Here is a 12,826-nt window from a genome sequence, read left to right as displayed (position 1 = left end):
GAGCACCCGATGACCATCCTGGTTCGCCCAGACCTCGACGCGCTGCCCCTCTACCAGCAGCTGCCCACGACCGCGCGGGTCCAGCTGTCGAACAACGAGACCGCCTTCCCGCCGTTGCCGCGGGTGGCCGCCGCGCTGGCGGAAGGCCTCGAGCACATCAACCGGTATCCCCCCGTCAGCCCGCACGCGGTCGCGACTCACCTCGCCGAGCACCTCCGCGTCCCCGCCGGCTCCGTCGCGGTGGGCGCGGGGTCGGCCACGCTACTGCTGCAACTGATGCAAGCGGTGGTGCACGGACCGAGCAGCATCGTGTACCCCTGGCGTTCCTTCGAGGCCTACCCGATCCTCGTGCGCGTGGCGGGCGCGGAGCCGCGACCGGTGCCGCTGGCCGGCGACCTCACGCACGACCTCGACGCCATGCTGGCCGCGGTGACGCCGACGACCCGCATGATCATCATCTGCAATCCCAACAACCCCACCGGAACCGCGCTGCACCGGGAGGCGCTCGCGAAGTTCCTCGCCGCCACGCCCGATCACGTCGTGGTGGTGCTCGACGAGGCCTATCACGAGTTCGTCACCGACCCGGACATCCCGGACGGGCTGGAGCTGGTGCGCGAGGCCGCAGGCCGGGGCAATCTCGTCAGCCTCAGGACGTTCTCGAAGGCCTACGGCCTGGCGGGACTGCGCATCGGCTACTGCGCGGGACCGGTGAACCTGATCCAGGCGGTCACCAAGGTCGGTGTGCCGTTCAGCGTCAGCACCCTGGCCGAGACCGCGGCGCTGATCAGCCTCGACTCCGCCGACGAACTGGCGGAACGCTGCCGGCTCGTGCGCACCGAACGCGACCGCGTCGGAGCGGGGCTGCACGCGCTCGGGCACGAGTTCGTGCCGTCACAGGGCAACTTCCTGTGGCTGCCGCTCGCGGACCGGGCGGCCGCCTTCGCCTCGCACTGCATGGCCGACGGCGTGATGGTGCGCCCGTTCGCCGGCGAAGGCGTGCGGGTCACGATCGGCAACCCCGCGGACAACGACGCCTTCCTGGCGGTCGCACGCACCTTCGCGACCGGCTGACACAAAAGGAGATTCCCATGAGCAGCAACCCCTTCGACGACCCCGACGGCACCTACCTCGTGCTGGTGAACTCGGCGGGCCAGCACTCGCTGTGGCCGCTGGCGATCCCGGTGCCCAGCGGGTGGACCGAGGTCCACGGGCCGGGCACCAGGCAGGAGTGTCTCGACTACGTGTCGGGCCACTGGACGGATCTTCGTCCGCGGGAGACCGCCGCACGGGCGTGACGCTCACTCACCAGCCGCCGCTTCCATGAACTGGTACGTCGTGTACTCCAGCAGCGCGGTGCCGAGCGGCGTCACGCTGTGCAGCACGGTGTTCCGGTTGCGGCGGCTGGTGATCAGGCCGGCCTCCCGCAGCACCGACGTGTGCTGGCTGATGCTGGCCGACGAGATGTTCAGGCGTTCGGCCAGCTCGCCGGTGGTGCAGCTCTCCACCAGCTCCTGCAGGACCGCCGCACGCGTCCGCCCGACCAGCGCGGCCAGCGCCTGCTCGCCGCGTTCGGTGACGTCCCAGAAAGCCGTCGCCGCGCTCGCCGCCGCGCTGACGGGCGGCGCGGCGAACACGAGGATCGGGCTGGACTCGTCCCACTCGGCGCCGATCAGCACGGCCGCCGCACCGTCGTGCAGGAACAGCGACGGCGCCAGCAGCAACCCGCGGCCGTTGAGGTGGACGTCGATCTCCTGGTCGTGTGGCACTTCCAGCACCGACGAGCGCCATCGCACCTTGGGGTGCAACGTCCCCAGCAGGCGTTCCACACCCCCGGTCATCGCCAGACGCCCCCTGACGTCGCGGACCGTCTCGAGATAGCCGCGCACCTGCCGCCAGTAGGGCGACACGGCCACGCGGCAGAACCCGTGCGCGGTCTCCAGCACGTCCTCGCGACTCAGCCCGACCTTGCCCAGTGCTCTCTCGTCAGCCTTGAAACCTCCGTCCACCAGCCACAACAAATCCGGGACCGGCCGCAGCGCGTGCAGCATGCGTTCGATGCGACCGGCACGTTTGCCCAGACGCTCGCCCACGCGCTCGCGCCAGATCCCGAAGAAACCACCTCGTGTACGTCCGAGCGACTCCATGGCGAACACGGTCTCCGCACCCATGCCCAACGTCGCCGAGACTTTCACCCGCGCCAGATCCTCGCTGGTGAAATGAATCCTCTGCAACCCTGCCCCCCGGTTGTTGGCCCGTTCGGCTGACGCGTCGATCGCGAACTCAGCCGATTCGGGACCAGTCCAATGTGGACCGAACGGAGCACCTGAAGGTTAAAGCTCCTCCCAGCCCGTGTTTGTCCGCAAGACCAGGGCAGCCCTGATCTCCTGAGCGCAGGCAAACGTTCCCCCAGGACCGCGCGTCAGGTGCGTCCATCCCAGCCTACATACTCGAGAGGGAAACCGCCGCACCTCATTGAAGAGAGCGAAAGTCTTTCACCGCGAACACTTCTCGGCCTTTAAGCCAGAGCTGAAAGTGCAGACACGGCAGCGCACGTCACGTTAGGTTAAAAGGCTAACCCGCGAACGGGCGCACCCCGGCGACCAGCCCTCTTACCACAGCTCAGCCGCCAGTCAACCGGTTGTGGACACGCCAACCAGGAGACCGTCACCACACGATGGACCAGTCCAGGTGGCACGGCCGCAACCTACTCGCGAATAAAGTCAGCGGCCTACTCCTGCGCGCCCCATCGGCACGATCCAGTCAGAACGCCGAAAGGACCAGGAAATCACCCATTGAGCCCACTCACCCTCAATTGAACGAAAGACCGTTCGATCACGCCGTGTAACCGTGCGATTACGGTGAGATGAACTCGGCTGGTGGACATTTCAAATTCACCGATTCGACGACGTCAGCCGGGAATATGCACTTCAGAAGTCCGCATCGGCCCCTGATTGTCCACACCGGACCAATAACCCGACGATTCCCTCAGGCCATCGGACCGTGCCGGAAGGCGTGCACGACGGTCTGCACGCGTTCACACAGGCGGAGCTTGTGCAAATGCGCGCAAGACAGGTATTGACGGCCACGTGATCGACAACCCGCGGCATCACCTGGGGTTTCCCTGCCGAAGGAGGCGAGCCCCGGCTCCACCGACGATGTCAGCGGGTACAGCACGTTCCGCCACGTCGCGTGGGCGGGGCAGTTCGAGGGGCAGACGACGATCGGGCTGGGCGTGCGCGGCTGCCGTTCCGGGTGTTCTGCTCGACGGGCCGGGCACCGGGTTCGCGCTACATCACCGAGCCGTGCCTCACGGTGGAGGGCCCTTGCGTCGCCGTAGCCCGCACACGACGGCGGTCAGCAGGACCACCAGCACCTCGGCCACGCGAATGGACAACAACGATGTCTCCACCACGATGCGCATCGGTCTTCCCTTCCGGCTGCTCGTGATTACACGATGTCGGCAGCGGTCCTGTTCGTCATCCTCCTGTTCAGGAGGCTCGTCAGGGCGTTGCTGATGCGCCGGGCGCGTGCTGGAATGAGGTGATCTCCAGGGGGTGCCGTGCACTTCAACGACGAAGTCGACTGGCCGGAGGTGTTCGGGGAGCACATTTCCCGGCCCAGCCTCGCGGATCCGCGCAACCCGCGCCGGTCCGTCTACGCCGCCACGATGGTGTTCCTGGAGGGCGGGCTCCAGGAGATCGACGACCAGCTGTCCGGCCGCAGCCGCCGCAGCCGCGACGAGCTCGCCGGTGCACGGCTGACGCGGACCGTTGTCGTGCGCAGGGCTGCCGCGCTCGCCGCTGACCTGCCCTGCGCGGTGAGCGTGGGCGAAGGCGCGTTCAAGGATCGCTGGCCGAGCCACGGCGGTATGGCGAACTTCTTCATGTGCCTCATCAAGTACACCTGCACGGCGCCGCGCTGGGGGCTTTTCCTCGACTACGGACCGCGCCGGGCACTCGCCGAACTGCCCAGGGTGCGCGCGGGAGAGCTCGAACTCACCGACCTCATCACGAAAATCGCCACGCACGACCTCCGGATGCGCACGCGACTGGCGCGGTACTGGCTCTTCCAGCTCTCGCTGACCATCGACGCGAAGTGGCGGTCCGTTGCCACGAAGGCGTATCGCGAGATGCTCGACGCGTACTCCACGCGATGGGTGCCCGTGTACGAGGAAGGCCTGCGGCTGCTCGGCGTCCGGCTCCGGCCCAGCATCACCGCGAGGATGCTCAGCTCGATGGTGTCGGCGCAGACGTCGGGGTTCGCGCAGCACATCGCGGGCACCGGCGACGACACGAGGGAGAACCGGGACCTGTTCGTGGCGTCCGTCCAGGCGCTGATCTACGCCGCGCTCGACCCCGGTGACGAGCGCGCCATCACCGACGCGTTGCGCAGGATCCTCGGCGAGGGCCCCGGCTAGTTCCGATACAACGGGTTCGGGCAGTCGACGTACCGGCTCGCCGCACCCTCCGCACGGGTCCAGCGCAGCAACAGATTGGCCTTCGCGGGCACGACCGGGCTCTCCAGCAACGACGTCAGCAACGGAAACGACCCGTACCCGGCGAAAACGGCCCGCGCCTCCGCCCACACGCCGAGATCGGGGTGCCGGGACAGCACCGCGCCCGCGATCTCCATGAGGTGGTTCACCACGAGGCAGTACTGCAGCCGCTCCCAGCCCTTCGCCTCGGAGACACCGCGCGACCCGCTCGCACCATCCACTTCGGACAGAAGTGCGGCATGCCTAGGCAGCAAACGCATTCCCTCGTGGTCGCGGTAGAACGCCTGCACCGGCATCCCGGCGGCGTCCACGCCCACCAGGACGTTCTGCAGGTGGCACTCCATCACGACACCGTGCGCGAAGAACGCGTGCAGCACAGGGGGAACGACGACCGACACGTACTTCCGGAACCACCGCAGCGCACCGTCCCGGTCCAGGCCGTCCAGCGGGTTGCCTTCGAAACCCTCGCTGATTCCGGCCGCCAGCAACGGGGTGACGCCGGGCAACGTGTGCCGCCGCACGCCGTCGCGCACCACGACCGCGAGCCCTTCGAAGCAGTCCGGCGACGTCCGGTAACCGCGATCGATCAGAAAAGCCGTACCGGGATAGGTCGAGGCGATGTCCGCGAACACGGGTGTCAGCACCCGTGCGAGCGGCGGGATCCAGCGCAGGTCGTGTGCCCACAGCCGGCGCACGTCGTTGGTGATCTGCACGTCGAGGCTGAACTTGTAGAACAGGTCGGCGGCCGGGTCGTAGACCGTGCGCACCGACGACGTCGGCCAGACCTCGTGGTCGGCGACCACCCCGGACATCCCGAGCAACGACAGCTGCCACGGATGCGCGGGCAGCACTCCTGGCGGCAGCGGCACGTCGCCGTCGTCGGCGAACTCACCTTCCAGGTGCACCAACGAAAAGCGCGCGTGCACCTCGGGCGAGTACGGCAGCCACTCCGCCGCGGGCAGGCCACCGCGGCCCTTCGGCGCCGGGTGGTAGCGGTGACCGGCGACCAGCGCCTGCTCGGAGCGCTGGTAGAGGTCGGCGGGCGGAGCGGGACGCGCGCCCAGCATCGCCGCGATGGCCGACCGGGAGCCCGCGATCTCGTCGAGGAAGCCGATCGGCGGGTCGCCGAGCTCCTTGGTGATCAGCAGAGCCAGTTCCTGCCACGACAGGGATTGCCACGAACCGGTGAACACCTCGGGATCTGACAGCCAGCGGCCCTGCCGTGCGCGCAGCAGGACGCCGGTCCGCGGCAGGCGGATCGTGCCGTCCTCCCCCACCTGGCCGACCTCGCGCCGCAGGCAGTTGAGCAGGGCGGTCGAGGTGATGCCGTCGGGATCAGAGGTCGCTTCCACCGGTGTCCGCTTCCCTGGGGCGATGTGTCAGGATCTGATCATTCTGACCGAGACGCCGATCGAGGCCGAATTCGCCGCGGCACTGGACGGCGAGCGTGCCGAGCGCTTCCTCGCGGCACTGCCAGGAGCCCGCGCGGCCGTCCTCGCGCGCCTGCGCAGAGCCCTCGCGATCGAACCGTTGCCCCAGGTCGGCGCCGCCGAAGCCGAGTACGCCCATCCGGTCGGCCTCCTCATCGCCCTGCGCTGGCCGGGCTCCGCGAACCTGATCGCCGAGGTGGCCCACAGCGTGGCCGGGCTGGCGCTGTCCCGCACGACGAGCCCGCTCACGACCCCGTTCCTCGACCGCACTCTGGAGGAGCACGAGCAGAGCGTCGTCGACGGCCATCCGCTGCACCCGTGCTGCCGCAACCGCACGGGTTTCACCGCCCACGACCACCTGGCGTACGGACCTGAACACCGCCCCACGGTCGCGCTGCGCCTGCTCCCCGCGCAAGACCACGTCGTGTACGGCGACTGGCCTTCCGAACTCAGGGACGGCAAGGCGATCCTGCTCCCGGTGCACCCGTGGCAGGCCGGCCGCCTGAACCTCCCCAGCGCCGGCACGCTCGACGCCAGCCCGCTGATGGCGCTGCGCACCCTCTCGACCGGCGGCTGGCACGTCAAAACGACGCTGAGCGCCCAGATCACCTCGGCCGTGCGGGACATCTCCGGCAGCTCGATCACCACCGCGACCACGGTCTCCGACTTCCTCGCTCAGGTCGTCGAGGGCATCGAACTGCAGCACAACCGGGCCTCCGCCGCAGTCGTCACGAACGGCGAACCGAACCGCGAACTGGGCGTCATCCTGCGCGACAAACCGGTTCCACACGAGCACGAAACCCTGCTGCCACTGGCCGCACTGACCACCCGCCCGGCCGACGGCGGCCCTCCCCCGATCCGCGCGCTCGGCGATCCGGTCGAGTGGCTCGGCGAGTTCGCCGAACTGACCGTGCCACCGTTGATGACGCTGCTCGCGCGCGGTGTCGCGTTGGAGGCGCACGAGCAGAACCTGCTGGTGGGCCTCGTGAACGGCAGACCGCGCCGGGTGATCTACCGCGACCTGGCCGACATCCGCGTCAGCCCGCGCGAGGACCTCCCCGAACGCCTCCACGCGAACCGGGAGACGTTGCGCACCAAGGCTTTCGCCACATTCTTCTCGACCGCGCTGACCGGCCTCGTGACCGCGCTCGACGCACCGGCCGGCGAACTCTGGCGAACGGTGGCGAAGGCGGTCCCGGACACCCCGGACCGACCAGCGCTGCTGCACGACCCGCTGCCCGCCAAGCCCCTGACGTTGATGCGGCTCGACCCGAAGACCACGGCCTGGGCCTACCTGCCCAACCCCTTCAGCCCGTGATCGTGGATCAAGCGCACAACAACGACTCCCGGTGCTGCCACGCCAGCGACAACAGCGCCGCGCCGGCCGCCTGGGTCGGTTCGCCGTGGACGAAGCGCTCGACGTTCGCGGCGGTGAACGGAAGTCCCTCCAGGACCCGGCCTTCGTCGTTGTGGGACACCAGGTCGCCGAAGAGGGAGTCGAACTGCCCGGCCTCGATCACCGCGACGGTCAGCATGTCGGTCGCGAACGTCAAGGGATCCACCCCCATGCCGAGGTACGACACCCGCGCCGCCGACGTCAGCCGCCGCGCGAACGGCCAGGTCCGGTAGTCGGCGCCGCGCACCTCCGGCACCCCGAGCAGCTCCTCGGCGAACTCGCGGATCATGTTGTGCCACAACGAGAAGTCGTCGTAACCGGCGGACTGGAAGACCCCGACGGGCAGCACCTGGTACATGCCGCCCGCGTGCCCGACCCGCTTCGGATCACGCCAGTGCAGGAAGAACGTCGCCTCGCCCGTCGCCTGGTCGTGCCGGATCGTGAGGGTGCTGATGGCGACGTTGGTGGGCCGCCGCGAAGGGTCGCACGGGTCGCCCACAGCAGCACGCGACGGCAACGCGTCGGTATGCCCGAGCTCGCGCGCCGCGTACTCGTGCGCACACGCCTCGCCCACGTCGATGCCGTCGAAGTACGAGCCGATGCCGAACGTCAGCCGCCGGTCGGTGAAGCCGAGCAGGCGGTAGGTCTCGCGGTTCTCGAACACGGCCGGCGCGGCGAGGGCGGCCATCGCGTCCGAGTAGCTGCGGAAGCCGTCGGGGAGCAGGTCCGAGGTGAAACCCGGGAGCGGCGACGAGCGGGCCAGTTCCAGCGAGAGATCGGCCAGCGGGACCGGCGCGGCGGGCATCCAGTGCGGGGACGTGAGCAACGGCGTGCCCGCGACCTTCGGCACGTCCGGATACTCCCCGGCGGCCTTCGACGCCAGCGCGTGGCGGTGTCGCTGCAGGTGAGCGCGTACTTCGAGCCACTGTTCCGGCGTCGGCATGAGGCCATTGTCCCGAACAGGGCGACATGACCGGGCCACCCTGCCTGGCCCGGTCTCCGCTCTGCGAGGCTGTCAGGCCCTCCAGCGCCGCGACGCGTGGACCACTTCGCCGACCGCACGCGCGAGGCTTCCGTCGGCGTCGACGTGGCGCTCGTACTCGGCCGGAAGCGGCTCGGCCACCTCGGGCGGGGCCTCGTACGGGTCGCTGTCTTCCCAACGCAGCCTGCGCGCCGTCTTCACGAACGCGACCGCCGCGGCCAGCAGCAGCACCCCGATCGCGACCGGCCACCAGACCGATTCCGCGACCGCGATGGCGAACTGGACCTGGGCCACCACGACGAAGACGACAGTGAGCCCGACCACCGACCACGGGGCCGATCTACCATCGCTTCTGCGCTTGGCGGCACCGGTTGCCCCCATTGGCGTCACCTCCACCGATGTTGCCGTGGACATCGGCGATTGATCGCACGGAGTTACAACCCACAAGCGTACTCCCTGGTCGTTCGGTTGCGTTCCGTCATCGTCGGCATCACCGCCCACCAGGCGCTGACCACGGCACAGCCCGTGCGGGATTCACCCTGTGGTGTGATCATCAACTCGTGTCAGCACAGCACGCGGGAGACCCCGCAGCCTTCGCCGCCGACGTCCTCGAAGAGGGACCAGCCGAGGTCGAGTACGAGCCGGGCATAGCCGCCAGGAGGCCCGGCAAGACGTCCGCCGGCGGCGCCCTGATCCGTGATTCCACCGGACGTGTGCTCTTCGTGGTGCCGACGTACAAGCCGGTGCTGGACATCCCGGGAGGCATGACCGACGAGAACGAGTCGCCGAAGGCGGCGACGATCCGCGAGATCCGCGAGGAGCTCGGCCTCGACGTCGAACTGGGACCGCTGCTCGTGGTGGACTGGACGCCGCGCAACGGCGTGTGGCGCGACTGTCACCAGTTCGTGTTCGACGGCGGGATCGTCGACGACGCCAGCCCGCACGACGACGAGCTGGAGGCCGTGGTCTACCTGAGCCTCGACGAGGCCAGGCCGCGGATCTACCCGTCGCTGCACCGCAGGCTGACCCTGGCGCTGAAGGCTCTCGACGCCGGGACGACGTTCTACGCCGAGTTCGGGCGGGAGGTCTGATGCGGATCGTCTCGCTGCTGCCCGCCGCCACCGACATCGTCGCCGAGCTGGGTCTGCTCGACCACCTCGTGGGCCGCACCCACGAGTGCGACTGGCCGGCCGGGGTGGCGGGCGTCCCGGTCGTCACCAGCACCGGCATCGACCAGAACACGCTGAGCAGCAGGGAGATCTCGGCGACCGTCCACCGCGGGTCGTCGCTGTACGGGTTGGACACCGCGCTGCTCGACGACCTCAAACCCGACGTCATCCTCACCCAGGACCTGTGCGACGTCTGCGCGATCTCCTACCGCGGGGTCACGGACACGGTGCGCATGATGGACGTCGGCCCGACCGTGCTGAGCCTCGAACCTTCCACACTGGACGAGGTGCTGGGCTGCCTGAAGACCGTCGGTGACACGCTCGGCGTGGACAGCACGGACAGGATCGCCGCGCTCCACCACCGCGTCGACCGGATCGAACAGCAGACCAGGGACCTCGACCACCCGCGAGTCGCCGCCATCGAGTGGCTGGACCCGGTCTGGCCGGCCGGGCACTGGGTCCCGGAGCAGATCGCGAAGGCCGGTGGCGTCCCCCTGCTCGCCGAGAAGGGCGAACACACCAAGCCGATCACCTGGCAGGCCGTCCACGACGCGAACCCGGACGTCGTCCTGCTGATGCCCTGCGGCTTCCCGCCGGAACGAACCCTGCGGGAACTCCCCGCCGAGCCACTCCCCGAGACCTGGGTGCTCGACGGTCCGTCCTACTACAACCGGCCGGGCCCTCGCGTCGTGCGCGGCATCGAGGTGCTCGCCCACGTCCTGCACGGCCTCGGCCCGGACCCGCTGCCAGGGGAAGCACATAAGCTCGCGGCATGGATCTGAGCGCGTTCCCCCGAGTCGCACTGGGCAACTGGCCGACCCCGCTGGACGAGGCACCGAGGCTCACGGCCGCGCTCGGCGGCCCGCCGGTCCTGATCAAGCGCGACGACGTCAACGGCCTCGGGGCGGGCGGCAACAAGCTGCGCAAGCTCGAGTTCCTGCTCGGCCAGGCGATCGAGCAGGGCGCGGACACGATCATCACGTTCGGCGCGCTGCAGACCAACCACGGCCGCCAGACCGCCGCCGCCTGCGCCAAGCTCGGGCTGCGGTGCGAGCTCGTCCTCACCGCCAAGGTGCCGATGTCGGGCGACGCGTACGAGAAGTCCGGCAACGTCGTGCTGGACCACATGTTCGGCGCGAACGTGCACGTCTGCGCGGACGCCGAGGAGACCGTGCGGACGTACGAGAAAGTCAACCACGACAAGGCCGTCACACTGCCCGTCGGAGGCTCGAACGATCTCGGCACGCTGGGCTACGTCGCGGCGGCGGCCGAGCTGGTCGGACAGCTCACCGACCGTGGGATCGACAACGCCACCATCGTCGTGCCCCACGGCAGCGGCGCGACGGCCGCGGGCATCGCGCTCGGCACCGAGCTCCTGGGCTGGCCCGGCACCGTCCACGCCGCGAGCGTCTCCCACAGCGAGGAAGACGCCGAGCGGGAACTGCGCCAGCTCGCCGGTGACGCCGCCGAACTGCTCGGCACGGGCGAACCGAAGCTCGGCCACGTCACCGTCACCGACGACACCATCGGCCCCGGCTACGGCGTGCCGACCCAGGACGTGTGGGACGTGCTGAAGCTGTTCGCCCGGACCGAGGGTGTCATCCTCGACCCGGTCTACACGGGCAAGGCCGCGGTGAAGTTCGCCCGTCTCGCGCCCGCCTGCGACGTCCCCGTCGTGTTCCTCCACACGGGTGGACTGCCGGGTTTCTACGGCTACGCGCGGGAGGCCGTCGCGCAGTTCTGACAGTTGGCCAGGTTTTGTCCATGGTTTCCGTTCATCAGGCCGGGCCCGGCCTGAGTGAATTGAGCTCATGCGGATCTACCGGCCCACGCTGTACGTCGGACTGGGCGGCACCGGCTGTCGCGTCGGGGCCGAGCTGGAACGCGGGCTGCGCGAGCACTTCCCGCCGGACCAGCTGCCCTCTCGCGTTCAGTTCTTGTATGCGGACCTCAACGAGAACGACCTTCCTGCCGCGGCGGTGAGGATTCGCCTCGCGACGAGCTTCGGCACCTGTCCGGAGGTCGCGCGCAGCCTGTGTCAAGGCGCGGCGCAGTCCGCGGTGGGGTGGCTGCCACCACCACCGGGCGAGCCGCTCATCGGTCCGCTCGCCCTCGGCGCCTGCCAGCTGCCGGCCGTCGGGAGGACCGCGCTGTTCGAGACGCTGCGGGAAAGGCCGTCCGCCGTCCGGATCCCGCTGCCCTCGGAGATCGTCACGAAGTCGTTGCCCTGCAACGTCTTCGTGGCGTTCTCCGTCGCGGGCGGCACGGGCGGCGGTGTCTTCCTCGACTTCCTGCGCCTGATCGCCGACGCCTTCGCGCTGGAGGACCTCCACGTCAGGATCTAGGGTGGGTGCTGACCGACGACGAGGAGATCCGACGCGACCACTGCGCCAGGCTGCTCGCGACGACCCCGCGCGGGGTGGATCGGCGGCCGCACCCGCCGTCGCGGCTCTTCGACCGGATCGTCGGCCTGGCGGCGGGCGAGCTGGACCTCGCCGAATCCGGACGGTACCGGGAGTTCTGGGCGGAGACGCTGCCCGGCGCGCTGCGGCTGCCGTTCCGCGGCGTCCGCAACCCGTTGCAGGACAACCTGCACGACCTGCGCGAGTGGGTCGCGCGCGAGCCGGAGTGGCTGGCCCGGCCGTAGCGCTGCGTGACCGCCGCGAGGTCGCCCCCGCGTGATCAGTACCCTGGTGACGTGACCGACTTGGCCGACGACCTGAGCCTGCTTCGCGACCTCGAACGGCGGTTGCTCGTCTACAAGTTCGCGATCGAAGAGCTGATGACGAAGCTCCGGATCCTCAGCGAGGAGTTCGACTCCGTCCACCGGCACGACCCGATCGAACACATCACGAACCGGGTGAAGAAGCCGGAAGGCATTCTGGAGAAGTTGCGGCGCAAGGGGTTGCCGCTCGACGTCGACGCCATCGGCGAGGTGCTCGACGACATCGCCGGTGTGCGGGTCATCTGCCCGTTCGTGTCCGACGTGTACCGCGTCTCGGCGATGCTGGCGCGCCAGCACGACGTGGAGATCCTGCGCACCAAGGACTACATCGCCGTGCCGAAGCCGAACGGCTACCGCAGTCTTCACCTGATCGTGCGAATTCCGGTGTTCCTGTCGGACCGGGTCGAGCACGTGAAGGTCGAGGTGCAGCTGCGCACCATCGCCATGGACTTCTGGGCCACGCTGGAGCACAAGCTCTTCTACAAGTACGACGACAGCCCGCCCGCCGACTTCGTCGACGAGCTGATGTCCTCGGCGATGATCGCGGCGCAGCTGGACGAACGCATGGAGTCGTTGCACCGCAGGATCCACCAGGACGAGGCGCGACAGCCCTGAGGACCGCCGCGCCG

General features: G+C 69.2%; 15 protein-coding genes. 11 read left to right on the top strand and 4 right to left on the bottom strand.

The annotated features are described in order from the left end of the window. Positions 1-9: 9 nt before the first annotated feature. Both ABFX45_RS33480 and ABFX45_RS33475 read left to right on the top strand, forming a co-directional pair. The gene (locus tag ABFX45_RS33480; RefSeq protein ID WP_346134358.1) at positions 10-1,071 is read left to right on the top strand and encodes a histidinol-phosphate transaminase; all 1,062 of its coding nucleotides are present in this window, start codon (positions 10-12) and stop codon (positions 1,069-1,071) included. A gap of 17 nt (positions 1,072-1,088) precedes the next feature. Further along, positions 1,089-1,295, top strand: a complete 207-nt coding sequence (locus ABFX45_RS33475) for an MbtH family protein (RefSeq protein WP_109637605.1) — start codon at positions 1,089-1,091, stop codon at positions 1,293-1,295. A gap of 3 nt (positions 1,296-1,298) precedes the next feature. Here the strand turns inward: ABFX45_RS33475 and ABFX45_RS33470 are convergent, their stop codons facing one another. Beyond that, on the bottom strand, positions 1,299-2,192 hold the full coding sequence (locus tag ABFX45_RS33470; protein ID WP_146231593.1) for an ArsR/SmtB family transcription factor: 894 nt from the start codon (positions 2,190-2,192) through the stop codon (positions 1,299-1,301). A 929-nt stretch (positions 2,193-3,121) separates the two neighbouring features. On the opposite strand from ABFX45_RS33470, the gene ABFX45_RS46600 reads away from it, so the two are divergent. Continuing rightward, positions 3,122-3,337, top strand: a complete 216-nt coding sequence (locus ABFX45_RS46600; protein WP_428834267.1) for an AMIN-like domain-containing (lipo)protein — start codon at positions 3,122-3,124, stop codon at positions 3,335-3,337. A 222-nt stretch (positions 3,338-3,559) separates the two neighbouring features. Continuing rightward, positions 3,560-4,417 (top strand): hypothetical protein, encoded by an 858-nt coding sequence (locus ABFX45_RS33465; protein ID WP_346134356.1) that lies wholly within the window; start codon positions 3,560-3,562, stop codon positions 4,415-4,417. Here the strand turns inward: ABFX45_RS33465 and ABFX45_RS33460 are convergent. Beyond that, positions 4,414-5,847: an IucA/IucC family protein gene (locus tag ABFX45_RS33460; RefSeq protein WP_109637586.1), complete on the bottom strand. Its 1,434-nt coding sequence runs from the start codon at positions 5,845-5,847 to the stop codon at positions 4,414-4,416. The two genes, ABFX45_RS33465 and ABFX45_RS33460, sit on opposite strands and share 4 nt — an antisense overlap. Positions 5,848-5,869: 22 nt before the next feature. Between ABFX45_RS33460 and ABFX45_RS33455 the strand changes: the two genes are divergently transcribed. Continuing rightward, positions 5,870-7,243, top strand: coding sequence for an IucA/IucC family protein (locus ABFX45_RS33455; RefSeq protein ID WP_346134354.1), 1,374 nt, complete (start codon positions 5,870-5,872; stop codon positions 7,241-7,243). Positions 7,244-7,250: 7 nt separating this feature from the next. Here the strand turns inward: ABFX45_RS33455 and ABFX45_RS33450 are convergent, their stop codons facing one another. Together ABFX45_RS33450 and ABFX45_RS33445 are read right to left on the bottom strand one after the other, a co-directional pair. Then, a complete protein-coding gene (locus ABFX45_RS33450; RefSeq protein ID WP_346134352.1) occupies positions 7,251-8,264 on the bottom strand; it encodes a hypothetical protein in 1,014 nt (337 codons plus the stop codon). A 72-nt stretch (positions 8,265-8,336) separates the two neighbouring features. Further along, positions 8,337-8,684, bottom strand: a complete 348-nt coding sequence (locus tag ABFX45_RS33445) for a hypothetical protein (RefSeq protein WP_146231592.1) — start codon at positions 8,682-8,684, stop codon at positions 8,337-8,339. Between the two features lie 179 nt (positions 8,685-8,863). Between ABFX45_RS33445 and ABFX45_RS33440 the strand changes: the two genes are divergently transcribed. The 6 genes from ABFX45_RS33440 (at position 8,864) to ABFX45_RS33415 (ending at position 12,812) form a co-directional block, all read left to right on the top strand. Then, positions 8,864-9,394: an NUDIX domain-containing protein gene (locus ABFX45_RS33440; RefSeq protein WP_233439602.1), complete on the top strand. Its 531-nt coding sequence runs from the start codon at positions 8,864-8,866 to the stop codon at positions 9,392-9,394. Next, positions 9,394-10,254: a cobalamin-binding protein gene (locus ABFX45_RS33435; RefSeq protein WP_109637575.1), complete on the top strand. Its 861-nt coding sequence runs from the start codon at positions 9,394-9,396 to the stop codon at positions 10,252-10,254. The genes ABFX45_RS33440 and ABFX45_RS33435 overlap by 1 nt, the downstream gene beginning before the upstream one ends. Next, on the top strand, positions 10,245-11,216 hold the full coding sequence (locus tag ABFX45_RS33430; RefSeq protein WP_346134349.1) for a D-cysteine desulfhydrase family protein: 972 nt from the start codon (positions 10,245-10,247) through the stop codon (positions 11,214-11,216). The genes ABFX45_RS33435 and ABFX45_RS33430 overlap by 10 nt, the downstream gene beginning before the upstream one ends. A gap of 67 nt (positions 11,217-11,283) precedes the next feature. Continuing rightward, entirely contained in the window at positions 11,284-11,817 is a 534-nt protein-coding gene (locus tag ABFX45_RS33425) for a tubulin-like doman-containing protein (protein WP_346134347.1), read from the top strand. 5 nt (positions 11,818-11,822) lie between these two features. Beyond that, positions 11,823-12,119 (top strand): hypothetical protein, encoded by a 297-nt coding sequence (locus ABFX45_RS33420; protein WP_109637570.1) that lies wholly within the window; start codon positions 11,823-11,825, stop codon positions 12,117-12,119. A gap of 51 nt (positions 12,120-12,170) precedes the next feature. Continuing rightward, positions 12,171-12,812, top strand: coding sequence for a GTP pyrophosphokinase (locus ABFX45_RS33415; protein ID WP_233439600.1), 642 nt, complete (start codon positions 12,171-12,173; stop codon positions 12,810-12,812). Positions 12,813-12,826: the final 14 nt, after the last annotated feature.

Origin of the sequence: Lentzea roselyniae (genome assembly GCF_039537795.1) — a bacterium.
Taxonomy (GTDB): Bacteria; Actinomycetota; Actinomycetes; order Mycobacteriales; family Pseudonocardiaceae; genus Lentzea; species Lentzea atacamensis.
Note: the sequence above shows the minus strand (reverse complement) of the source record. Positions and strands in the feature narration are given on the sequence as shown.

Coding starts and splice junctions, on each gene's coding strand:
- ABFX45_RS33480 (WP_346134358.1), top strand. CDS start 10: ATGACCATCCTGGTTCGCCCAGACCTCGACGCGCTGCCCCTCTACCAG.
- ABFX45_RS33475 (WP_109637605.1), top strand. CDS start 1,089: ATGAGCAGCAACCCCTTCGACGACCCCGACGGCACCTACCTCGTGCTG.
- ABFX45_RS33455 (WP_346134354.1), top strand. CDS start 5,870: ATGTGTCAGGATCTGATCATTCTGACCGAGACGCCGATCGAGGCCGAA.
- ABFX45_RS33450 (WP_346134352.1), bottom strand. CDS start 8,264: ATGCCGACGCCGGAACAGTGGCTCGAAGTACGCGCTCACCTGCAGCGA.
- ABFX45_RS33445 (WP_146231592.1), bottom strand. CDS start 8,684: ATGGGGGCAACCGGTGCCGCCAAGCGCAGAAGCGATGGTAGATCGGCC.
- ABFX45_RS33435 (WP_109637575.1), top strand. CDS start 9,394: ATGCGGATCGTCTCGCTGCTGCCCGCCGCCACCGACATCGTCGCCGAG.
- ABFX45_RS33430 (WP_346134349.1), top strand. CDS start 10,245: ATGGATCTGAGCGCGTTCCCCCGAGTCGCACTGGGCAACTGGCCGACC.
- ABFX45_RS33425 (WP_346134347.1), top strand. CDS start 11,284: ATGCGGATCTACCGGCCCACGCTGTACGTCGGACTGGGCGGCACCGGC.